21 protein-coding genes are annotated in these 21,093 nt (G+C 63.8%); 5 read left to right on the top strand and 16 right to left on the bottom strand.

Annotation, left to right across the window (positions count from 1 at the left end):
* Positions 1-24: 24 nt before the first annotated feature.
* The gene (locus tag MUO32_RS13445) at positions 25-471 is read right to left on the bottom strand and encodes an Lrp/AsnC family transcriptional regulator (RefSeq protein WP_257948810.1); all 447 of its coding nucleotides are present in this window, start codon (positions 469-471) and stop codon (positions 25-27) included.
* A gap of 110 nt (positions 472-581) precedes the next feature.
* On the opposite strand from MUO32_RS13445, the gene MUO32_RS13440 reads away from it, so the two are divergent.
* Positions 582-1,142 carry an isochorismatase family protein gene (locus MUO32_RS13440; protein ID WP_257948809.1) on the top strand — a complete coding sequence of 187 codons (561 nt, stop codon included), beginning with the start codon at positions 582-584 and terminating at the stop codon, positions 1,140-1,142.
* Here the strand turns inward: MUO32_RS13440 and MUO32_RS13435 are convergent.
* From MUO32_RS13435 to MUO32_RS13390, 10 genes are all read right to left on the bottom strand, one after another.
* Entirely contained in the window at positions 1,139-1,654 is a 516-nt protein-coding gene (locus MUO32_RS13435) for a hypothetical protein (RefSeq protein ID WP_257948808.1), read from the bottom strand. The two genes, MUO32_RS13440 and MUO32_RS13435, sit on opposite strands and share 4 nt — an antisense overlap.
* A 59-nt stretch (positions 1,655-1,713) precedes the next feature.
* Positions 1,714-2,817: an ABC transporter substrate-binding protein gene (locus tag MUO32_RS13430; protein ID WP_257948807.1), complete on the bottom strand. Its 1,104-nt coding sequence runs from the start codon at positions 2,815-2,817 to the stop codon at positions 1,714-1,716.
* A 2-nt stretch (positions 2,818-2,819) separates the two neighbouring features.
* The gene (gene fhuF / locus MUO32_RS13425) at positions 2,820-3,482 is read right to left on the bottom strand and encodes a siderophore-iron reductase FhuF (protein ID WP_257949221.1); all 663 of its coding nucleotides are present in this window, start codon (positions 3,480-3,482) and stop codon (positions 2,820-2,822) included.
* Positions 3,483-3,582: 100 nt separating this feature from the next.
* Positions 3,583-5,760: a TonB-dependent siderophore receptor gene (locus MUO32_RS13420; protein WP_257948806.1), complete on the bottom strand. Its 2,178-nt coding sequence runs from the start codon at positions 5,758-5,760 to the stop codon at positions 3,583-3,585.
* 141 nt (positions 5,761-5,901) lie between these two features.
* Positions 5,902-6,075, bottom strand: a complete 174-nt coding sequence (locus MUO32_RS13415; protein WP_257948804.1) for a DUF1328 domain-containing protein — start codon at positions 6,073-6,075, stop codon at positions 5,902-5,904.
* A gap of 159 nt (positions 6,076-6,234) precedes the next feature.
* Positions 6,235-7,662 carry a gamma-aminobutyraldehyde dehydrogenase gene (locus MUO32_RS13410; protein WP_257948803.1) on the bottom strand — a complete coding sequence of 476 codons (1,428 nt, stop codon included), beginning with the start codon at positions 7,660-7,662 and terminating at the stop codon, positions 6,235-6,237.
* 22 nt (positions 7,663-7,684) lie between these two features.
* Complete coding sequence (locus tag MUO32_RS13405; RefSeq protein WP_257948802.1) at positions 7,685-8,500, bottom strand: ABC transporter permease; 816 nt, start codon at positions 8,498-8,500, stop codon at positions 7,685-7,687.
* The gene (locus MUO32_RS13400; protein ID WP_257948801.1) at positions 8,490-9,440 is read right to left on the bottom strand and encodes an ABC transporter permease; all 951 of its coding nucleotides are present in this window, start codon (positions 9,438-9,440) and stop codon (positions 8,490-8,492) included. The genes MUO32_RS13405 and MUO32_RS13400 overlap by 11 nt, the downstream gene beginning before the upstream one ends.
* Complete coding sequence (locus MUO32_RS13395; protein ID WP_257948800.1) at positions 9,437-10,432, bottom strand: ABC transporter ATP-binding protein; 996 nt, start codon at positions 10,430-10,432, stop codon at positions 9,437-9,439. The genes MUO32_RS13400 and MUO32_RS13395 overlap by 4 nt, the downstream gene beginning before the upstream one ends.
* Positions 10,433-10,689: 257 nt before the next feature.
* Positions 10,690-11,850, bottom strand: a complete 1,161-nt coding sequence (locus tag MUO32_RS13390; protein ID WP_257948799.1) for an ABC transporter substrate-binding protein — start codon at positions 11,848-11,850, stop codon at positions 10,690-10,692.
* Between the two features lie 227 nt (positions 11,851-12,077).
* Here MUO32_RS13390 and MUO32_RS13385 point away from each other — a divergent pair, with 227 nt between their 5' ends.
* The gene (locus tag MUO32_RS13385) at positions 12,078-13,145 is read left to right on the top strand and encodes an acyltransferase (RefSeq protein WP_257948798.1); all 1,068 of its coding nucleotides are present in this window, start codon (positions 12,078-12,080) and stop codon (positions 13,143-13,145) included.
* Positions 13,146-13,148: 3 nt separating this feature from the next.
* On the opposite strand, the gene MUO32_RS13380 is transcribed toward MUO32_RS13385, so the two are convergent.
* Positions 13,149-14,057: a LysR family transcriptional regulator gene (locus MUO32_RS13380; RefSeq protein WP_257948797.1), complete on the bottom strand. Its 909-nt coding sequence runs from the start codon at positions 14,055-14,057 to the stop codon at positions 13,149-13,151.
* Between the two features lie 123 nt (positions 14,058-14,180).
* On the opposite strand from MUO32_RS13380, the gene MUO32_RS13375 reads away from it, so the two are divergent.
* The 3 genes from MUO32_RS13375 to MUO32_RS13365 are packed head-to-tail and all read left to right on the top strand — an operon-like array spanning position 14,181 to position 15,855.
* On the top strand, positions 14,181-15,092 hold the full coding sequence (locus MUO32_RS13375; protein WP_257948796.1) for an alpha/beta hydrolase: 912 nt from the start codon (positions 14,181-14,183) through the stop codon (positions 15,090-15,092).
* The gene (locus MUO32_RS13370; protein WP_257948795.1) at positions 15,089-15,508 is read left to right on the top strand and encodes an ACT domain-containing protein; all 420 of its coding nucleotides are present in this window, start codon (positions 15,089-15,091) and stop codon (positions 15,506-15,508) included. The genes MUO32_RS13375 and MUO32_RS13370 overlap by 4 nt, the downstream gene beginning before the upstream one ends.
* Positions 15,505-15,855: a PAAR domain-containing protein gene (locus MUO32_RS13365; protein ID WP_257948794.1), complete on the top strand. Its 351-nt coding sequence runs from the start codon at positions 15,505-15,507 to the stop codon at positions 15,853-15,855. Before MUO32_RS13370 ends, MUO32_RS13365 begins: the two co-directional genes overlap by 4 nt.
* Positions 15,856-15,894: 39 nt before the next feature.
* Here the strand turns inward: MUO32_RS13365 and MUO32_RS13360 are convergent, their stop codons facing one another.
* Genes MUO32_RS13360 through MUO32_RS13345 form a run of 4 tightly spaced genes read right to left on the bottom strand, consistent with a single transcriptional unit; the run spans position 15,895 to position 21,041 of the window.
* Positions 15,895-17,526 carry an ABC transporter ATP-binding protein gene (locus MUO32_RS13360; RefSeq protein ID WP_257948793.1) on the bottom strand — a complete coding sequence of 544 codons (1,632 nt, stop codon included), beginning with the start codon at positions 17,524-17,526 and terminating at the stop codon, positions 15,895-15,897.
* Positions 17,519-18,346, bottom strand: coding sequence for an ABC transporter permease (locus MUO32_RS13355; protein ID WP_069058246.1), 828 nt, complete (start codon positions 18,344-18,346; stop codon positions 17,519-17,521). Before MUO32_RS13355 ends, MUO32_RS13360 begins: the two co-directional genes overlap by 8 nt.
* Positions 18,343-19,452, bottom strand: a complete 1,110-nt coding sequence (locus MUO32_RS13350; protein ID WP_257948791.1) for an ABC transporter permease — start codon at positions 19,450-19,452, stop codon at positions 18,343-18,345. The genes MUO32_RS13355 and MUO32_RS13350 overlap by 4 nt, the downstream gene beginning before the upstream one ends.
* Positions 19,452-21,041, bottom strand: coding sequence for an ABC transporter substrate-binding protein (locus tag MUO32_RS13345; RefSeq protein WP_257948790.1), 1,590 nt, complete (start codon positions 21,039-21,041; stop codon positions 19,452-19,454). Before MUO32_RS13345 ends, MUO32_RS13350 begins: the two co-directional genes overlap by 1 nt.
* Between the last annotated feature and the right edge of the window lie 52 nt (positions 21,042-21,093).

Here is a 21,093-nt window from a genome sequence, read left to right as displayed (position 1 = left end):
AAGCGCTCCATCCCTTTGTTTTGCTTACCCCGCGCGGCGATCGAAATGGGTGCGCAGCGACACGTGCGTCTGCACGGTCGCGATGCCCGGTGTCGTCGCGATCTGGCGGCGCACCGTGTCGAGCTCGGCATTGGATGCGCATTCGACGAGCAGCATGAGATCCGTCGGCCCGGCGAGCGACCAGCAGGTCACGACGTTGGGGATGCCGGTGAGATGCGGCACGATGTGGTCGCAGTTGCGGCCCTGCTGGAAGCCGACAGCGATCAGGGCTTCCACGCCGGCCCGGTCCCTGCTGATGCCGAGCTTCACCGTGTAGCCGGATATCACGCCTTTGGCTTCCAGCCGCCGGATGCGTTCATGCACGGCGCTGCGGGAAAGGCCGGTGTGGCGGGCAAGCTCCACGAGGCTCTGGCGGGCATCGGCGCGAAGGGCCGTGAGAAGCAGTCTGTCCTTTTCGTCCAGCTCGTTCATCCGGAAAATTCTCCCTCTGACCGGACAAATGTCCGGCACTCCGTCTCCTTGCTGCGCGAAACCGGACGATAAAGCAACTATTCGTCGGGTATCGCTTCAAGGAGAAACCGATGCCGAGCCTACCGCAAAATGCCGTCCTGATCCCCATCGACATGCAACAGGCCTTCGACGCGGCGCCCTGGGCGCCGCGCTGGAACAAGAAGCTGGACGAGAATGGTCTCGCTTTGCTCGCCGCCTGGCGCGCGGCCTCCCGGCCGGTCATCCACGTCTGCCATGACAGCGCCGAGCCAAATTCCACCCTGCGCCCCGACCGGCCCGGCAATGCCCTGCGCACCGGCTTCGAGCCGCAGGCCGGCGAGCCGCTGGTGCGCAAGAGCGTCAACGCCGCTTTCATCGGAACGGATCTCGATCTGCGCCTGCGTCGCCTGGGGGTTGATACAATCGTGCTCTTCGGCATCTCGACGGATATGTGCGTATCGACCACCGTGCGCGTCGGCGCCAATTTGGGCTACCGCGTGTTTCTCGTCGAGGACGCCTGCGACTGCTTCGACCTGCCGGATGGCGACGGCGGGACGATTGCGGCGCGTGATGTCCATCGCGCCCATGTCGCGACGTTGCGGCACGAGTTCGCCACCGTGCTGACCACGGCGGACGCGATCGCCGGTCTCTAGCGCCTGACGGCGCGCACGTCGCGGACGCCGTAATCGAACCTGGGCGCCGTGAGGGGGGTAAGGTCGATGCCGGGGAAGACGGCGAAAGTCGAGAAATCGGCGCTTTCGCCCGGCAGGACGCGCAGGACGATGAGCGCGTCGTCGCGCCCGACCTCACGGCAGGTGCCATCGGGGCAATCGGACAGCACGACATCCAGCCAGAAGGACTGCATCGGCACGGTGCCGCTGTTCGTCACCTGTCCGGTCACGCGGAAGCTCGTTCTCGTCTGGCCGGCATCCGCCTGCATTTCGGAGAGCGTGACGACTTCGGCCGAAAGCGCCGGCGTTTCCGTTTCCGGCACGACGGGCGTACCCGAGGGGGTACGCTCTTCGACGAACCAGATGAGGAGGGCGGCCGCAAGGCCGATGGCCACCACGATGGTGAGGACGGGTTCCACCCAGCTTTGAAAACGCCGGAAACGCAACGCGAGATAAAGAATGGCCGCCGCCACAACCGCAAATGCCCAGATCATTCAGGTCCTCCTGGGCATGATATAGCGTGCGCGGCAGGCTGCCGAAAGGGCAGGCCGGTTCAATTCGGCTTGAGCGCGATCCAATAGGCGCCGTCGAAGGGAACGGCGGCGAAACGCGCGTTGATTTCCTTCAGCGTCGCATCGGGATCGATGTCGGCAAAAATGTCCGGACGCAGCCAGTGCGCGAAGGCTTCGGCGGCAAGGATGTTGAGCGGCACGGCGTTGAAGAAGTTCCAGAGGCCGTAGACCCGTTCTTCCTTCACGGCCTTGAGGCCTGACAGCAGCGGGCCGTTCACGGCGCGGCCGAGGGTTTCGCGTGCTTCGGTCGGGTTCACGCCGGGGCCGACGGAAAAGGTGCTGTAGACGCCGCCCGGCGAGGCCGTCGCGATATAGACGTCCGGCTCGGCCGCGACGATGAATTCGAGATTGACGATGCCGCCCTGCGCCGGCAGGCTTTCGGCGATGTTGCGGCTGCCGGTGATGGCGATGAAGGCGCCAAGGCCCCCGGTGCCATAGGCGTAGCAGCATTTTTCCGGATTCGGGAAGGCGTCCATCAGCACGCTCGGGCCGGGCTCCGGGTGCTCCGCAACGCGGTCGCGGATACGCTTCACGCGGGCATCGTAGAAATCGGCGAAGGCGTTGGCCTGGTCCTCGCGGTTCAGCACCTTGCCGAGCAGGCGCATGTTGTCGGCGGTGTTCTTGAGGGCGTCGCTGTTGAAATCGACGACGACGACGGGAACGCCGGTCTGTTCGAGATAGCCGATCGCCTGTTTGCCGAGTTCCGTGTCAGCCTGCCAGTTGGCGAGGATGGCAAGATCCGCCTTCAGCGACAGAGCCGCCTCGAAGGAGACGGTGACGCCGTCGCCAATGATCGGCACCTGCTCGATAGCAGGGAACTTGTCCTTGAAGCGGGCATAGATTTCCGGGTTGTCGCCCTTCATGTCGCTGGCCCAGCCGGCGAGGATGCTGACCGGGTCGGGATGGATCAGCGACAGCGCCACGAGATTGAACCCGCTGCCGAGCAGGATCGCCTTCGGCTGCGCCGCGATGGTGACCTCGCGGCCGAGTGCATCCGTGACGGTCAGCGGATACTGGACTTCAGCACGCAGCGGCGGGGCGACGACGAGCAGGAAAGCTGCGGCGACGAGGGCGAGAAGGCGCATGATCATTGCTTTCTGAGTTCAGGCAGGGCGCACAGCTCGCCGCAGCCGGGAATGCCTGGCAGCATGTAGCGCAGGCAGCAGACTTTTCGACGACACTGCGTCGTGCCCGCGTCGAGCTCGTGGCGCAGGCATCCGTGAAAGGGGTTGCGGCTGCCATCGGCCAGCAGCGGGCAATCGAACAACGGGCGTGACGGCCAGGGATCGTCGCCTTCGGGCGGCGCGCGGTCCGTCACGTTGAAGGCGTAGTCGATATAGACGGCGGCGTTGTTCCAGGCGAGCTTTGGCGCGATGCCGGACTTTTCCTTGAAGAGCGCCACGGTGCGGGCGAGGTGGCAGTCGACCAGGGGCGTGATGAAACGCACGAGATCGTCACCCTCGCTCCAGTCGCCTTCATGCGGCAGGCCGAAGGCGCGCGGCAGGCCGTCTTCGCCAATCGCGATGGTCATATCGTCGAAGGCGACGGGCAGCGCCCGCTCCGCCCGGCGGGCGACGATATAGGGGATGGTCAGGGTGGAAAAATAGTAGAGCGACCAGAAGGAGGCGGCCGCGCGCCGGTCCGCCTTGCCGTAGCTTGCGGCGAAGCGGTCGAGCGTTTCGGAAAAACCGTCTCCCGCCAGGAACTCGCCGAGCGGAATGGCGCCCTCGAGATCCGACGAGAGCATCATCTTTTCGCCGCACCAGGCATGTTCGCCGGAAAAGACCGCCCTCAGGCCTTCCGGCCTAAAAGCGGTTCCGCGATCCTCTGAGGAAAGCGTCGTCAAGGGCTTACCACGAATATTTCAGGCTGCCGATAACCGTGCGGCCCTGATCGCGGTAGCAATAACCGGAAGAGCAAACGGAGTCCTGGCGGTTGAACAGGTTCGTCGCGTTGACCTGCAGCTTGAGGCCTGCATACTCCTTGTTGATTGCCGAGAAATCGAAATCGAGCGATGCGTCGACGAGCGCGCGAGCGCTGTTCTTCGTCGTGTTGTAGTCGCTGCCGTAGCTGGATCCGAGGAAGCGCACGCCCGCGCCGATACCGAGACCGGCCAAGGGACCATCCTCCGGCAGATCATAATGCGCCCAGAACGATGCCATGTGGTTTGGTACGGAGGAAACTTCGTTTCCGACCGTACCGGTCGGCCCGTCCAGAATCTCGGTCTTCGTGTAGGTGTAGGACGCGATAAGCGACAGGCCGTTGTCCAGCGAGGTGTTGGCTTCGAGTTCGAAGCCCCGCGAGCGGATCTCGCCGCGCTGAACCTGAGCATTGGTGACGGTGCCGTCGTCGAGTTCAACGACCTCGTAGTACAGGCTGTTCTTCTGGTCGATGTTGAATAGAGCGGCGGTCAGAAGCGTGTTGCTGTCGGGCAGCAGGTACTTCACGCCGATTTCCTGTTGCTTGCTCTCCGTCGGCTTGAAGGGATCGCGCGTTTCGATGTCCACGCCGCCGTTCGGGAAGAAGGCGGTCGAATAGCTGGCGTAGGGCGTAATGCCCCACGGGGTTTCATAGCTCACGCCAATCCGCCCTGTGAACGCACGGTCATTCTGCTTGGTCGTGCCAACGGCGCCGGACGCGAGGTCGGTGTCGTCGGTGTCGGTCGATACCCAGTCATAGCGGCCGCCCAGAGTGAAGGTCAGCGCGTCGTAGCGGATCTGGTCCTGCATGTAGAGGCCGGTCACGAGCTGATCCTGCACGGTCTTCGTCTGGAAAGCGATCGGATCGACCGGGCGGCCCACCGTAGGGTTGTCGGTATCGATCGGCGGCGTGGAGCCATAGCCGTTGAGTGACTTCCAGTAGACCTTGGTGATATCGATGCCGGTGAGCAGCGTGTGTTCGAATGCCCCGGTCTCGAACTTCGCTTCAAGCTGGTTGTCGATCGTATAGGTATCCAGCCATTCCTCGTATGTGCCGGCTGTGCCTTCCAGCAGGGTGGGGTCCGTTGCGTTCCGCTCGGAAGCAAAGGCCCAGTCGGCGTCGATGTTCAGCCAGGAGGCGCGAGCGTTCTGACGGAAGACGAAGACGTCGTTGAAGCGATGTTCGAACTCGTAGCCGATGCGCCCCTGGTTCTGGACAGCGTCGTTGAAGGCGGGATTGCCCGCGAAGATGTCGGTGACTTTGTTGGCGACGCCGTCGAAGAAGTAGGCGGCCGTACCGCCGGTCTCGGTTCGGGAATATTCGCCGAGGATGGTCAACTTCGTGTCCTCGTCCGGCTTCCAGGTGATGGCCGGCGCGATGTAGGCACGATTGTCGGGAACGCCGACCTGTTCCGTGTCGGAGTCGCGGAGCAAACCGGTCAGGCGATAGTAGACGGGGTCTTCCTCGTTGATCGGGCCGGAGAGATCGAACTGGCCCTGGTAGCGGTCATGGCTGCCATATTGCACCTCGACCTCGCGCATCGCCTCTTCTGTTGGACGCTTGCTGATGAGGTTGTAGAGGCCACCGGCGCCGGCCGGCCCGTAAAGGGCGGACGACGGGCCGCGCAGGATCGAAACGCCTTCGAGGCCATAGGGTTCGGTCTTGAAGAGCGAGGAGCCGAAGCCGGGCTGGCGCAAATTGTCTCTGAAGACGCTGGAGTAGGTCACGTCGAAACCGCGCAGCGTGAAGCTGTCAAAGCGCGGGTCGAAGCCGTAGCCGCCGACGCGGGTGCCAGGCGTATAGGCGATCGTCTCCAGCAGGGTCTGCGGGTTGCGGTCTTCCAACTGGTCCTTGGTGACGGACGAGATCGACTGCGGCGTCTGGAGGAACGGCGTATCGGTCTTGGCGCCCGTCGCGCTGCTCTTGCCCACATAGCCGTCCGCCGTGATGACGCCGCCGCTGCCGCCGTTGACGACGATGTCTTCGAGCGTGGTCGCGCCGCTGGCGTCGGTCGTCGCCTGGTCCTGCGCCAGCGCCATGGTGGCGAGCGTCAGGAAGGAGGTTCCGGCGAGCGCCAGCCGGAGCAGCGTGCGGGTGCGGTTTTGCATGCGGGTCACTTTCTGATGGGACAGTCAATAAGATGACTGTTTTTATCAGGATTCTTGGCGCCGCAAGAAATTATATGACTATAATAGTCATGATTTCGCCGCTGTTGCGTGAATGCCACAGGAATTGTGGATAGGGTGCACTCAGAAGGCGAGGCTACCGGCCGTCAGTGCAAGCACCACGAAAATCAGGAAGATGATGAGGGCGATCGCGAAGAGCACCTTGGCGACGGTCGCCGTGGCGGCGGAGACCCCGGAGAAGCCCAGGAAGCCCGCGATCAGCGAAATGACGAGAAAAATCAAAGCCCATTTCAGCATGGTGATGTCTCCGAATTGATCGCAGACAAGACGCACGACGGGCAAAAAAGTTCCGGGACGTGGTAAAACGCCCCGGAAGGTGGCCGCGCTGGCTCTGTGCGATCCCGAACGCAAAACCGCTTCGCGCTTTTGCTGGAATTGCCCTGGCGGCAGGGAGGATCAGCCGTGATTGATCATGACGTGGCGGACGGCGGTGTAGTCCTCGAGCGCATAGATCGACATGTCCTTGCCGTAGCCCGATTGCTTGACGCCGCCATGGGGCATTTCGGTGGTCAGCATGAAATGCGTGTTGATCCAGGTGCAGCCATATTGCAGGCGGGCCGCCGCCTTCATCGCCTTGCCGATGTCTTTCGTCCAGACGGAGGAGGCCAGGCCGTAGTCGCTGTCGTTTGCCCAGGTGATCGCCTGTTCGGCCTCCGAGAAGCGGGTGACGGAGACGACGGGGCCAAAGACCTCGCGACGGACGATCTCGTCGTCCTGCGTGGCGCCGGCAATGACCGTCGGCTGGAAGAAATAGCCCTCGTCGCTGCCGGTGCGGCCACCGGCCGTGATCTCGATATGCTTCACCTCGGCGGCGCGCTCGACGAAGCTTGCGACGCGGTCGCGCTGACGCTTGGAGATGAGCGGGCCGATCTCGTTCAGCGTGTCGTCGGGATCGTTGTACTTGATTGTCGAGACGGCGGACGAGAGATCGGCGACGAGCTTTTCGTAGATGCCGTCCTGGGCATAGATGCGGCAGGCGGCCGTGCAGTCCTGGCCGGCATTGTAATAGCCGAAGGCACGGATGCCGGCGACGACGGCCTCGATGTCAGCATCGTCGAAGACGACGACGGGGGCCTTGCCGCCAAGTTCCAGATGCGTGCGCTTGACGGTTTTTGCCGCCGCGGCGAGAACCTTCTTGCCGGTCGCGACGTCGCCGGTGATCGAGACCATGTTGATCTTCGGATGGTTGATCAGTGCATTGCCGACCGTCTCGCCGCGGCCGAGCACGATGTTGACCACGCCTTCCGGCAGGATGTCGGCGAGCAGCTTCGCCATCTTCAGCGCCGTCAGCGGCGTCTGTTCGGAAGGCTTGAAGACGACCGTATTGCCGCCGGCAATGGCCGGCGCCAGCTTCCAGGCCATCATCATCAGCGGATAGTTCCACGGCGCAATCGAGCCGACGATACCGATCGGGTCACGGCGCACCATCGAGGTGAAGCCGGGCAGGTATTCGGCGGAGACGGGGGCGTTGAGCGAGCGGATCGCGCCGGCAAAGAAGCGCCAGCAGTCGACGATGGCGGGCAGTTCGTCATTGCGCGCCGCGTTGATCGGCTTGCCGCAGTTCAGCGATTCCAGGGCTGCGAAGGCGTCGGCATCTTTCTCGATGGCGTCGGCGATGCGCAGCAGGTAGCCGGAGCGCTCGGCGGGCGTCGTGATCGCCCAGGATACGAAGGCCTTTTCGGCGGCGTCGACTGCGGCGTCGATCTGCCCGTAGGAGGCTTCCGGCAGGTCGACGATCTTGGCGCCGGTCTTCGGGTTGAGGATGTGCTCTTCCACTTCGGTGCCGGCCTCGAAGCGCGCACCGATCAGCATCTGGGTGTCCATGGACGTTCTCCCTATCGTTGGTTCATTTGCCGCCGCCGGCAACCTGGTCGCCGTCGCGGGTGAGGTAGTAGGCGCCGAGGATCGGCAGGAAGGTGACGAGCACCACGATCATGGCGACGACATTCGTCACCGGGCGCTGGCGCGGGCGTATGAGTTCTTCGAGCATCCAGATCGGCAGCGTCGATTGCTGGCCGGCGGTGAAGGTCGACACGATCACCTCGTCGAAGGACAGCGCGAAGGCGAGCATGCCGCCGGCCAGAAGCGCCGTGCCGATATTCGGCAGGATGATGTAGCGGAAGGTCTGGAAGCTGTCGGCGCCGAGGTCTGCCGAGGCTTCGACCAGGGACCCCGAGATGCGGCGGAAGCGGGCGACCGCATTGTTGTAGACGACCACGACGCAGAAGGTCGCGTGGCCGAGCACGATCGTCCAGAAGGAGAACGGGATTTCCGCGAAGGAAAAGGCCGAGCGCAACGCAATGCCGGTGATGATACCGGGCAGCGCGATCGGCAGGATGACGAGCAGCGAGACCGCCTCCCGGCCGAAGAATTTCGTGCGGCTGACGGCGGCGGCGCAGAGCGTGCCGAGCACCAGCGCGACGACCGTCGAGATCGACGCGACGCGGACGGAAAGGCCCATCGCCTCCCAGACATCAGGCCGGTTCCAGGCGGCCGCGAACCATTTGAACGTATAGCCCGGCGGCGGGAACTGGTAGCTCTTCTCCTCCGTGGTGAAGGCATAGAGGAAGATCAGCAGGATCGGCAGGTGCAGGAAGGCGAGGCCGAGGCCGGCAGCGATCTTCAGGCCCAGCGGCGCGGAGGTGTTCTTGTCAGAGCGCATCGAAGGCTCCCTGTCGTTTGGCCATCCAGAGATAGAGGCCCATGATGACGATCGGCACGATGGAGAAGGCGGCCGCGAGCGGGATGTTGCCGGCCGTGCCCTGCTGGGCATAGACGGCCTGACCGATGAACAGCCGCGACGAGCCGATGATCTGCGGGATGATGTAATCGCCGAGCGTCAGCGAGAAGGTGAAGATCGAGCCGGCGATGATGCCGGGCAGCGCCAGGGGAAAGAGCACGTAACGGAAGGTCTGCGAGGGCTTGCCGCCGAGATCCGCAGAGGCCTCGATCAGGTTGCCCTGCACGCGCTCCAGCGACGCCTGGATGGGCAGGATCATGAAGGGCATCCAGACATAGATGAAGACGATGAAGGTGCCGGTATAGCTGATCGACAACGACGTGCCGCCGACGACGGGCAACGCCAACCATGCATCGAGCAGCCAGAGCAGGTTCAGCTTCGCCAGGAACCACGTGAGGATGCCTTCCTTGGCTAGGATCAGCTTCCACGCGTAGATCTTGACGAGATAGCTCGACCAAAGCGGCAGCATGACGCCGAGATAGAAGATGACCTTCCATTTCCCCCGGGCATAGCGTGCCGCGTAATAGGCGATGGGGAAGGCGATGATGGCGGAGGCGAGCGTCACCAGCACCGCCATGAGCACGGTGCGCAGGATGATGTCGAAGTTCGACGGGATCAGCAGCTGCTTGTAGGTCGCGAATGTGAACTCGTAGTTGATCAGCCCGGAAAAGTCGTCGATCGAGAAGAAACTCTGCAGCAGCAGCGCGAAGAGCGCGCCGAGATAGATGACGCCGAGCCAGAGCAGCGGCGGCGTCAGCATCAGCAGCAGCAGGATCTTCGGGTTGCGCCAGAAGAAATCCGAGAGCCGCCCGGAGAGGCCTTGCCGGCCCGTGAGGATGGAGGTGCCGCTGACGGTGCTCATTGGGTGCCGTCCATCATGTGCAGGTCCTGGGGCAGGAAGGAGAGGGTAATCGTCTCGCCCTGCGCGGGCACGGAAATGGAGGCCGACAGCATGGCGGCGACGCGCGCGCCGTTCGCCTCCACCGTCACGCGGTTTGCCGCGCCGAGAAAGCTTGCCGCCGTCACGCGGCCGGAAAATTGCTTGCGGCCGGGGCCGTCGCCGAGGTCGATCGCCTCGGGGCGCAGGCTCGCATAATGCTTGCCGAAGCCGAGGCCTTCGACGAAATCCGGCGGCAGCACGTTGGATGAGCCGACGAAATCCGCAACGAACCGCGTCTTCGGCCGCTTGTACACGTCCTCGGGCGTACCGAGCTGCTGGATCTTGCCGTCGCTGAACACGGCGATGCGGTCGGCCATAGAGAGCGCTTCGCCCTGGTCATGCGTGACGAAGACGAAGGTGATGCCGAGGGATTTTTGCAGCGATTTCAGTTCTTCCTGCATCTGCTCGCGCAGCTTCAGGTCGAGCGCGCCGAGCGGTTCGTCGAGCAGCAGAACGCGGGGACGGTTGACGAGGGCGCGGGCGAGCGCCACGCGCTGGCGCTGGCCGCCGGAGAGCTGGCCGGGCCGGCGCGTGCCGTAGCCGGGCAGTTTTACCATGGCAAGCGCCTCTTCGGCCGCCTTCAGCCGCTCGGCCTTGGCGACGCCCTTGACCATCAGGCCATAGGCGACATTCTCGAGGATCGAGAGATGCGGGAAGAGGGCGTAGTCCTGGAACACCGTGTTGACGTTGCGCCGATAGGGAGGCACGCCCTCCGCCGTTTCGCCGAAAATCTCGATATGGCCGCCGGTCGGCTGCTCGAAGCCGGCCATCAGGCGCAGGCAGGTCGTCTTGCCGGAACCGGACGGGCCGAGCATCGCGAAGAACTCGCCCTCGGCAATGGCGAGATCCACGCTGTCGACGGCGCGCACGGCGCCGAAATGGCGGGATACTTGCTGGAACAGGACGGCGGTCATGGTGGCTCCCGGTGGGGGTTGGGGGCGATGGGCGAAGCGTCCATCGCGAGAATTTTCATTGGCAGGAAAAACGGCGCACCGATCCGATCTCCCCCTTGTGGGAGAGATGCCCGGCAGGGCAGAGGGGCTAAACCCACCCGCTTCGTTGTATATTGCCGCTTCGCGGCCACCCCTCTGTCACCTCCGGTGACATCTCCCCCTCAAGGGGGGAGACGAGTGGGTGTTTGCCGTACCGATATCACCTGATTGGCGAAGCGTCAGCGTCCGCCGATTACGCCGATATAGTCGGAGACCCAGCGGTGGTAGGGTACGCATTCGCCCTGGCTTTCGCACTTGCTGACGGGCGTGCGCCAGAAGGCGATCTTCTCGAAGTTGTCGAAGCCGTTGGTCTTGCAGCCTTCGTCGGTCAGCAGCGCATTGCCCTTGCAGGCGGCCGGAACCGAGGGAACCGCGCCGAACCAGGCGGCCGCGTCACCCTGCACCTTGGCGGAAAGCGAATGTTCCATCCACATATAGGCGCAATTCGGATGCTGGCTTTCGGCATGCAGCATGGTCGTATCCGACCAGCCGGTGACACCCTCTTCCGGGAAGGTGGAGGCGATCGGCTGCTTTTCGGCCTGCATCAGGTTGACCTGGAACGGCCAGGAGCCGGAGGCGACGACACCCTCGTTCTTGAAGTCGTCGATCTGGATCATGGCGTCGTGCCAGTAGCGGCCGACGAGCGTGCGCTGGACGCGCAGCAGGTCGAGCGCGGCCTTGTATTGGTCTTCGTTGAGTTCGTAGGGGCTCTTGATGCCGAGTTCCGGCTTGTGCGCCATCAGGTACTGGGCGGCGTCGGCAATGTGGATCGGGCCGTCATAGGCCTGTACGCGGCCCTTGTTGGACTTGCCGTCCGGCAGCGTCATCTCCTCGAACACGACCTTCCAGCTCTTCGGCGCGTCATCCTTGAAGGCCTCGGTGTTGTACATCAGGACGTTCGGCCCCCAGAGATAGGGCGTGCCGTAGTGAACGCCGTTGACCGTGTTCCACGGCGCGCTCTGCAGGCGCTCGTCGACGGTCTTCCAGCTCGGGATGAGGTCGGTGTTGATCGGCTGGACGCGCTTGCCGGCAACCAGGCGCAGCGAGGCATCGCCCGAGGCGGTGACGAGGTCGAAGCCGCCTTCGTTCATCAGCGCGACCATTTCGTCGGACGTGGCTGCGGTCTTCACGGTGACCTTGCAGCTCGTCTTCTTCTCGAATTCGGTGACCCAGTCGTAGTTCTTGTCCGTCTCGCCGCGCTCGATATAGCCGGCCCAGGCGACGATGGACACTTCACCTTCACCCGCGCCAAGTTCCTTCAGCGGCTCTTGAGCGATGGCTGCGGTGGTGAAGGCGAGCGAAAGGGTAAGCGCGGTGCAGGAATGCAGAAGTCGCTTCATGACAGTCTCCCGGTTTGGTCCGCTTTGAGCGGTATTGTTCCCGAAAGAAAAGGTGCCGTGGTTTTGCCGCTTTCGCAAATTCATTAATCAGAATGTCGCTATCGGAAATTCCGAATGCAGTCTGCATCCTGGCATTTTCGGGGTGCATCGCCTGTTCTTCTGTCGCTTTAAGTGTCTGTCAAAATCTCTCGCGTAAAGCTTCCACTTTAAGATGAAGGAGCGGGACCATGGGCCGGCCGGATCACATCGCCAGTCTCGACGGCTTGCGCGGCCTTGCGGCGGCCATGGTGGTCATGGCGCATATCGGCCTGGTTTTTCCAAGCCTGGCCGCCCTTCACCTTCCGATCATGGGCAGCGAGGCCGTCGGCCTGTTCTTCGCGCTCAGCGGCTTCCTGATGGCCTATCTCTATGGTGCGCAGCCGGTGACGCGGGGCGCGGTGCTCGACTTTCTCGTCAGCCGCTTTGCCCGGATCTATCCGGTCTATCTCGCCGCCGTCGTGATGGTGACGATCCTCTCGATGACGCCGGGCCTCGACTACATCCAGCCGATCCGGGGCGTGCTGGATTTCGTGCGACATGCCGTGCTGCTCGGATCGAGCGGCGTCTTCTGGTCGGTGCCGCCGGAGATCCAGTTCTATGTTTTCTTTCCGATCCTTTGGCTTTGCCTGGGCCAGCCGCGCCGGTTCCCGGGCCTGATCGCGATTCTGATGGCGCTCGTGGCCATAGACGGACTGCTTGGCCTGCCGGGACCGGGTATCCTGCTCCTGTCAAAGCTGCCGTATTTTGTCTTCGGCACCGTTGCCGGCCGCCTGCATGCGGTCTGGGGCCCGGCTTCCCGGTCCGCGCTGGTCGGGGTTCTCGCGCTCCTGCTGCCGATCCTGTTCATGAGCTATCGCTACGTCCTGCCGACGATCGATCCGGATTTTTGGGGAGTGCACAGCGCCTTTGCCTCGGCCGTGATCGTGGCGCTTGTCGCCTGGCAGGCCCCGCTCTCGGCGGCGGTCTTCGCATCGGCGCCGCTTCGGTTTCTCGGCGCGATCAGCTTCTCGCTCTATCTCTTCCATGTCCCCGCCATGTTCCTGGCGCGCCATACGCTGGGTGGTCTGCTGCCTGAAGCGGTCGTCATTCCGCTGACGTTCCTGATAGCTGTTCTCGCAGCGTGGTTCCTGCATGTGACGATCGAAATGCCTGCCCGGCAATGGCTGGTCGACCTGTGGCGAAAGAGCCGGTTGCGCAGCGGATTGATCCAGCCGCCCGCAGGAAAGGTCGAGGTTCCGGCGTCAAGCACAAGCTGATCGTCAGCGCCCCCGGCCGCCGCGCAGCGCCTCCGCCAGCCCCACGAAATCCCGCGCGGCCTGCGGCAGGCTGGAGCCCTTGCGCCAGACCATGCCGATCTGCACGACGGGTAGCGCACCTGAGACATCGCGGCTCTCGATGCGGTCGCCTTCCAGCGACCAGGGACGGTAGACGAGATCGGGCAACAGCGCGATGCCCGCGCCGGTCGCGACAAGGCTGCGCACCGCCTCCACCGAGCGGGTACGGAAGGCGACATGCGGGCGGGCGCCGAGCGCGGAGAGCAGTTTGCCGGTATTCTCCTCGATTTCATCGACCGTCAGCATGATCAGCGGTTCCTTGGCGATGTCGCTGACGGAAATGATATCCGCCGAGACCAGCGGGTGGCCGATCGGCAGCCAGAGGCGGTAGGGCGAGGTCTCGATGATCTCGGCCTGCAGCGCCATGCGGTCGCGCAGGTTCGAGATGACCATGACGGCGACGTCCAGTTCGCCACCGACCAGCAGGTGCTCGAGATAGGAGCCGTTATCCTCGATGGCGCTGACATCGATGCCGGGGAAGGCGCGACGGTAGCGCGAAAGCAGATCCGACAGCACGTAGCCGGCAACCAGCGAGGTGACACCGAGATTGAGCTGGCCTTTTTCCGGTGTGCGGTTGTCGGAAAAGGAGGAGCGTGCGTCCGAGACATTGGCGAGGATTTTCGTGGCGTGGCGCAGGAACTGATGGCCGTTATGCGTTGTCGTCAGGCCGCGCGGGTGGCGTTCGAAAAGCTCGACGCCGAGGTCCGATTCGAGTTCCTTGATCGCTTCGGTGATCGAGGATTGCGAGATGGAGAGGTTTTGCGCCGCGCGCGTGACGGAACCCTGCTCCGCGACGGCGACGAAATACTGCAATTGCCGGAGAGTGAATGCCATGGCGGCAGTTAATATGCCTGTCGCAGGCGAGGCAAGCGCCGAAAATTCCTTGGGAAAGCCGCTGGCGGGACAGGCGTCCGGAAACGGCGCTGTTATGGTATCCGGAAAAGACGAGGAGCCGCCATGACCGATCGCCCCATGCCGACCGAGGAAGGCATTCTTGCCTTCCACAAGCGTTGCGAGGATTTTTACCCCGCCGATGCCGTGGATGCCGATATCACCCGGCAACGCGGCTGGTACGACGCGCTTTGCGCCGCCTTCGACGCACCGCCGCCGGCCGGCATGGTCAAGCGGGACGGTCTGGTGGCGGAGCGCATTCCGGTGCGGCGTTACCGACCGGCGGCCGTGACGACGCCGGTTCGGCTTTTCTACATTCACGGCGGCGGTTTCGTTGTCGGTTCGCTTGATAGCCACGATGCGATCTGCGCGGAACTTTCCGAAGCGGCGGGCGCCGAGCTCACCTCGGTCGATTATCGGCTGTCGCCGGAGCATGTGTGGCCGGCCGCCTTCGACGATTGTTGGGCCGTGCTGATCGAACTCTTGCTGGAGAACCAGCCGGTCGTGATCATCGGCGACAGCGCCGGCGGCAATCTCGCGGCGGGGATCGTGCTGAAGGCGCGCGACGAAGGGCTGAAGGGCATTGTCGGCCAGGCGCTGATCTATCCCGGGCTCGGCGGTGATCTGGTTTCCGGCTCCTACGACGAAATGGCCCACGCGCTCGGCCTCTCTACCGCTGACGTCGCCTATTATCGCGATATCTACCAGGCGCCGGAGGATTGCGCCCATGCCTTCCCGCTGCGCGCGGAAAAACTGGCGGGCCTGCCGCCGGCCTTCATCACGGGCGCCTATTTCGACCCGTTGCGGGACGATGCGCGGGCCTATGCGGCGCTGTTGATCCTGGCCGGCGTGTCGGTGGAGTATCGGGAGGAAAAGCAGATGATCCACGCCTGGCTGCGCGCGCGCTTCATGAGCGACGGGGCGAAATTCGGTTTCGCGGCGCTCTGCGATGCCATCAGGCGGATGGCCAATCCATGAGCGGCGTCACCGATCTCGACGAATTGCTGAAATCGATGGAGCCGGAGCTGGCGGACGGAAGTTTCGTCTATGCCTGCGTGGCGGAGGATGAGATCGCGAGCCACCTGTTCCGCAAGCCGATCGGCCTTTTCAAGGAAGCGGAAGGCGTGACGCTCATCGTGCCGGCCATTGCCGCCGAAGGGCTCGTTGCCAGTCCGCCGATGCGCATGATCACGCTGACCGTGCACTCCTCGCTGGAGGCGGTGGGGCTGACCGGCGCCTTCGCCGCGGCGTTGACGCGTGAAGGCATCAGCGCCAACGTGGTTGCCGCCTACCACCACGACCATATATTCGTGCCGGAGCGGGATGCGGGGCGGGCGCTGGAAGCCCTTCGCGCACTGTCCCGCTCGGCGCGAGAAAAGGGAGAGGGAAGATGAGGTTTTTCCGGTTTGCAGGGGCCGTCCTGGCTCTTGGCCTTGCAACGGCGTCGCCGTCCATATCCGTGGCCGAGGATGCGGCGGCGCCAATCCCGGCCTGCGCGCTGACGGGCGCCCAGAGCGTCTTCATCGGCGGTGCGCCCGCGCTCCGGCTTTCCGATGTGGTGAACTGCCCACCGGAGCTTTACGAGATCGTGCCGAGCATCATGATCGAGGGGCAGCCGATGGTGAAGTTCCGCACGGGTGTCGGCGAGAAGGGCAATTGCACGGCGCGCGGCGAAGAAACCGTCATGGCCGAGGGTGAATCGACCAGCCGCGTCGGCGATGTGAATTGCACGCAGAAGTGAGCTGAAAACGAGACGGGCGGCCGAAGCCGCCCGCTTTACTCAGTTGCCGGCGCTTTCCATACGCCGTGTCGTCAGCACCTTTTCCAGCCAGCCGATCTCCATCTCGGGAACGGATTTCAGGAGCAGGTCGGTATAGTCGTCGAAGGGCGGCGAGAGCACCTTCGATTTCGGTCCGAAGCGGACGAGTTTTCCCCGGTGCATCACGGCAACGCTATCGGCGATGGCGCGCACGATGGCGATGTCGTGGGTGATGAACATGTAGGAGACGTGGGTCTCGTCCTGGAGTTTCAACAGCAGCTTCAGGATGCCTTCCGCCACCAGCGGGTCGAGGGCGGAAGTTGGCTCGTCGCACAGGATAAGTTCCGGCTTTGCCGCGAGCGCACGCGCGATTGCCACGCGCTGTTTCTGGCCGCCGGAGAGTTCTGCGGGATAGCGGTCGGCGAAGCGGCCGCCCATTTCGATCTGCTCCAAGAGTTCCTTCACCCGCTCGGTCTTCTGCTGGCCGCGCATGCCGTAGTAGAAGGTGAGCGGACGGCCGACGATGTCGCGCACCGTCTGGCGCGGGTTCATCGCGGTGTCGGCCATCTGGTAGATCATCTGGACGCGGCGCAGTTCGTCGTTCGACCGGCCCTTCAGCGCCTTCGGCAAGGGCTTGCCGTCGAAGCTGATCGTGCCCTCCTGCGGGGGAAGCAGGCCGGTGATGACGCGGGCGAGGGTGGATTTTCCCGAGCCCGATTCCCCTACCACCGCCAGCGTCTGGCCCTTCGGCAGGTGCAGGGAAACGTTCTGCAGCACCTTGAAGCCGTTGGAATAGCCTGCGGTGATGTTGTCGACCTTCAGAAGCGTATCCGACTGGTCGGGCGCTTCCTCGCGTTTGGTGCCGCGCACATTGACCAGCGCGCGGGTATAGTCCTGCGTCGGCGCCTCGATGATCTGCTTTACCGAGCCGTATTCCACCATCTTGCCATGCCGGAGCACGAGGATGTCGTCCGTGATCTGCGCCACGACGGCAAGGTCGTGGGTGATGTAGAGCGCGGCCGTATGCGTCTCTTCGATGGCGTGCTTGATCGCGGCAAGCACGTCGATCTGCGTCGTCACGTCGAGCGCCGTGGTCGGCTCGTCGAAGACGATGAGTTCCGGGTTCGGGCAGAGCGCCATGGCTGTCATGGCGCGCTGGAGCTGGCCGCCGGAGACCTGATGCGGATAGCGCTGGCCGAAGGTTTCCGGGCTTGGCAGGCCGAGCACCTTGAACAGGTAGAGCGCGCGCTTTTCCGCCTCGGCACGGGTCATGATGCCGTGTTTCAGCGAGGCCTCGATCACCTGCTCGCCGAGCCGGTGGGCGGGGTTGAAAGCCGCTGCCGCCGATTGCGCGACGTAGCAGACCTTGCAGCCGCGCACCTTGCGGATACCGTTGGGGCCGAGCTTCAGCAGGTCCTGCCCGTTGAGCAGCACCTCGCCGCCGGTGATGCGCACCCCGCCGCGCCCATAGGCGAGTGCGGTGAGGCCGATCGTCGATTTGCCGGCGCCGGATTCGCCGATGAGGCCGAGCACCTTGCCCTTCTCGACATTGAAGGACACGCCTTCGACGAGGGTGACGGTGCGCGGCGGCTCGCCCGGCGGGTAGCTGGTCGCCTCGATCTTCAGATTCTTGACGGAAAGCAGATCAGGCATCGCCGCGCCCTCCCTTGAGGCTCGAGGTGCGTTTCATCAGCCAGTCGACGACGAGGTTGACGCAGATGGCCAGCCCCGCAATCGCACCGCCCGGAATGAGGGCGGCGGAAATGCCGAAGATGATGCCGTCCTTGTTGTCCTTTACCATGCCGCCCCAATCCGCTGCCGGCGGCTGGATGCCGAGGCCGAGGAAGGAGAGAGTGGAGAGGAACAGGATCGAGAAGGCGAAGCGCAGGCCGAATTCGGCCAGGAGCGGCGAGAGCGTGTTGGGCAGGATTTCGCGAAAAATGATCCAGCCGGTGCCTTCGCCGCGCAGACGCGCCGCCTCGACGAACTCCATGACCGCGACATCGAGCGCGACGGCGCGGCCGATGCGGTAGACGCGGGTACTGTCGAGGACCGCCATCACGAGGATGAGGATCCAGAGCTGCTGGGGAAGAACGGCCAGCACGACGAGGGCGAAGATCAGGGTCGGGATCGCCATCATCAGATCGTTGAAGCGCGAGAAGGCCTGGTCGATCAGCCCGCCTGTGACGGCGGCCGTGAAGGACAGGAGCATGCCGAGCGAGAACGAGAGCACGGTTGCGGCCAACGCCACGAAGATCGTGGTACGGGCGCCGAAGATCAGACGCGAGAAGAGGTCGCGGCCGAGATTGTCGGTACCGAGCAGGTAATCGCCGCCGATCGGCTCCCAGACGGAGCCGACGATCTGGCTCTCGCTATAGGGGGCGATGATGGGGGCGAAAAGGGCACAGAAGAGGGCAAGGGCGATGCCCAGAATGCCGACCCAGGCGCTGACGGGGATACTGGAAAGTCTCATCGCGGATGCCTCAATCTGGGGTTCGCGATGATCGCAAGGATATCGGCGAACATGTTGAGGAAGATGTAGAAGGCGGCGAAGATCAGGCCGCAGGCCTGCACCACCGGCATGTCACGCACCGTCACGGCATCGACCATGTACTGGCCCATGCCGGGATAGACGAACACCACTTCCACGACGACGACGCCGACGACGAGATAGGCGAGGTTGAGCGCGATGACGTTGATGACCGGCGCCAAGGCGTTCGGTGCTGCATGTTTTGCGATGACGCGAAGGCTGCCGAGACCCTTGAGTTCGGCCGTCTCCACATAGGCGGACGACATGACGTTGAGGATGGCTGCGCGCGTCATGCGCATCATATGGGCGAGCACGACGAGGACGAGGGTCGCTGTGGGCAGTGCAATGGCCGACAGGCGCTGGCCGATGGTCATGCTTTCATAGACCGTCGCCGGGAAGGTGGCGACGCCGAGCTGCACGGCGAAGAACAGGATCAGCAGGTAACCGACGAAGAACTCGGGAAGCGAGATCGCCGCCAGTGAGATGACGTTGATGATCTTGTCGGGCAGGCGGTTTCGGTATTGCACCGCGAGCATGCCGAGCCCGACCGCGAGCGGAACCGAGATGATGGCTGCAAAGAAAGCGAGGAACAGCGAATTGCCGAGGCGTTTGCCGATCTGTTCGCTGACCGAGTTTTTCGACGCCCAGGAGCTGCCGAAGTCACCCTGGATGGCGCCGCCGAGCCATTTGAAGTAGCGGGTGGTGGCCGGCTGGTCGAGGCCAAGATCCTTGCGGATGTTCTCGACCGCCTGCGGCGTGGCGGACTGACCGAGATAGGTGGTGGCAAAGTCGCCGGGCAGGGCTTCCACGCCCCCGAAGATCATCAGGGACACGGCGAAGAGCAAGGCCACGCTAAGCGCAAGGCGTTGCAGGATGAGCGCAACCAAGGGGCTGCTCTTGCTGAGTTTCGCCCAGAGCGAAGGCGTGCCTTCGACGATGGGGGCTCCAGTGGACGCAACCGACCCGGCAACGCCGGCAGGCTGCGGGCTATCGCCCGCAGTCGCCGTTGCTGTCAGCTCCGGACCGTGCGCCGGTCCGCCGCCGGTCATCAGGCGTCGAGCCACACGCGGGTTGCGACGAAGCCGTTCGACATGTCGTTGCCGATATCGTGCACGTAGCCCTTCACGGTCTTGGAAGAGGCGTTCACGAAGTCGTTGAACATCGGCAGGATCAGGCCGCCCTCGTCACGCACCATCATGGCCATGGTGCGATACATGTCCTTGCGCTTGGCTTCGTCGAGTTCCGAGCGGGCTTCCAGCAGGATCTTGTCGAAGTCCGGGCGCAGGAAGCGGGTGTCGTTCCAGTCGGCCGTCGAGAGATAGGCGGTGGAATACATCTGGTCCTGCGTCGGACGGCCGCCCCAATAGGAGGTCGAGAAGGGCTGCACATTCCAGACGTTCGACCAGTAGCCGTCGCCCGGCTCGCGCTTCACTTCGATCTCGATGCCGGCCTTCTTGGCGCTCTCCTGGTAGAGAACGGCGGCGTCCACGGCGCCCGGGAAGGCGACGTCCGACGTGCGCAGAAGGACGGAGCCGCTGTGGCCCGACTTCTTGTAGTGGAAGGCGGCCTTGTCCGGATCGTAGGCGCGCTGCTCGATGCCTTCCGGGAAGAGGGCATAGGTCTCGTTGATCGGGAAGTCGTTGCCGACCTTGCCGTAGCCGCCGAGCACCTTTTCCAGCATCGTCTCACGGTCCATCGCGTATTTCAGGGCGAGGCGGAGATCGTTGTTGTCGAACGGCGCCGTGTTGGCATGCATGATGAACACGTAGTGGCCGCGGCCGGAGGTGGAGAGGATTTCCACGGTCGGCGCGCGCTTCAGGAGATCGACGGTCTTCGGGTCGACGCGGTTGATATAGTGCACCTGGCCGGAGGAAAGTGCTGCGATACGCGCCGTCGCGTCGTTCATCGCGATCATTTCGACCGTGTCGACATAACCGCGGTCTTGGCGCCAGTCGTCCTTGTTGCGCTCGAAGGTGGCGCGTACGCCGGCTTCGAAACTGGTGACCTTGAAGGGGCCGGTGCCGATCATCGCGTTCGGATCGTCAAGGCCGCCATTCGGCTGGATGACGAGGTGGTAGTCGGTCAAAAGCAGCGGCAGGTCGGCATTGCCTTCCGACAGGACGAGGACAAGCTTGTCGCCGTCGGCCTTGATTTCCTTGATCGACTTCATGACGCCGAGCGCGCCCGATTCCGACTTCTCATCGGTGTGGCGCTGCAGGGTCTTGATGACGTCGTCGACCGTCAGCTCCTTGCCGTCATGGAACTTTACGCCCTTGCGGATGGCGAAAGTCCAGGTCGAGGCGTCGGCGGACGGTTCCCAGGATTCGGCGAGCGCTGGAACCGGCTTGCCGGTCAGCGGCTCGGATTCCACGAGCATGTCGCCCCAGTTGCGATTCACGACGAACATGAACTGCGAGAGCGCCTTTGCGGGGTCCTTCGAGTCGGTCGCGGCAGCGCCTTCGAGGCCGAGCTTGAGGTTGCCGCCACGCTTCGGCTCCTGCGCCTTCGCGGCGGTGTCGAACATGGTGCCGGCGACGGCAAGCGTGATGCCGAAGGCAGCAGCGCGGCCCATGAACTCGCGGCGGTTCATCTTGCCGAGCGTGACCTGGCTGGTGAGGTAGTTGGTGTAATCAGTCATTCCCCTGTTCCCTTTGCTCGCCCTGAAGTGGGCATTTGTCGTTGTGATTGGC

Origin of the sequence: Shinella sp. CPCC 101442 (assembly GCF_024704725.1) — a bacterium.
In the GTDB taxonomy this organism is placed as follows: domain Bacteria; phylum Pseudomonadota; class Alphaproteobacteria; order Rhizobiales; family Rhizobiaceae; genus Shinella.
The sequence above is the reverse complement of the archived record's forward strand: the minus strand, read 5'-3'. Positions and strand labels throughout refer to the sequence as shown.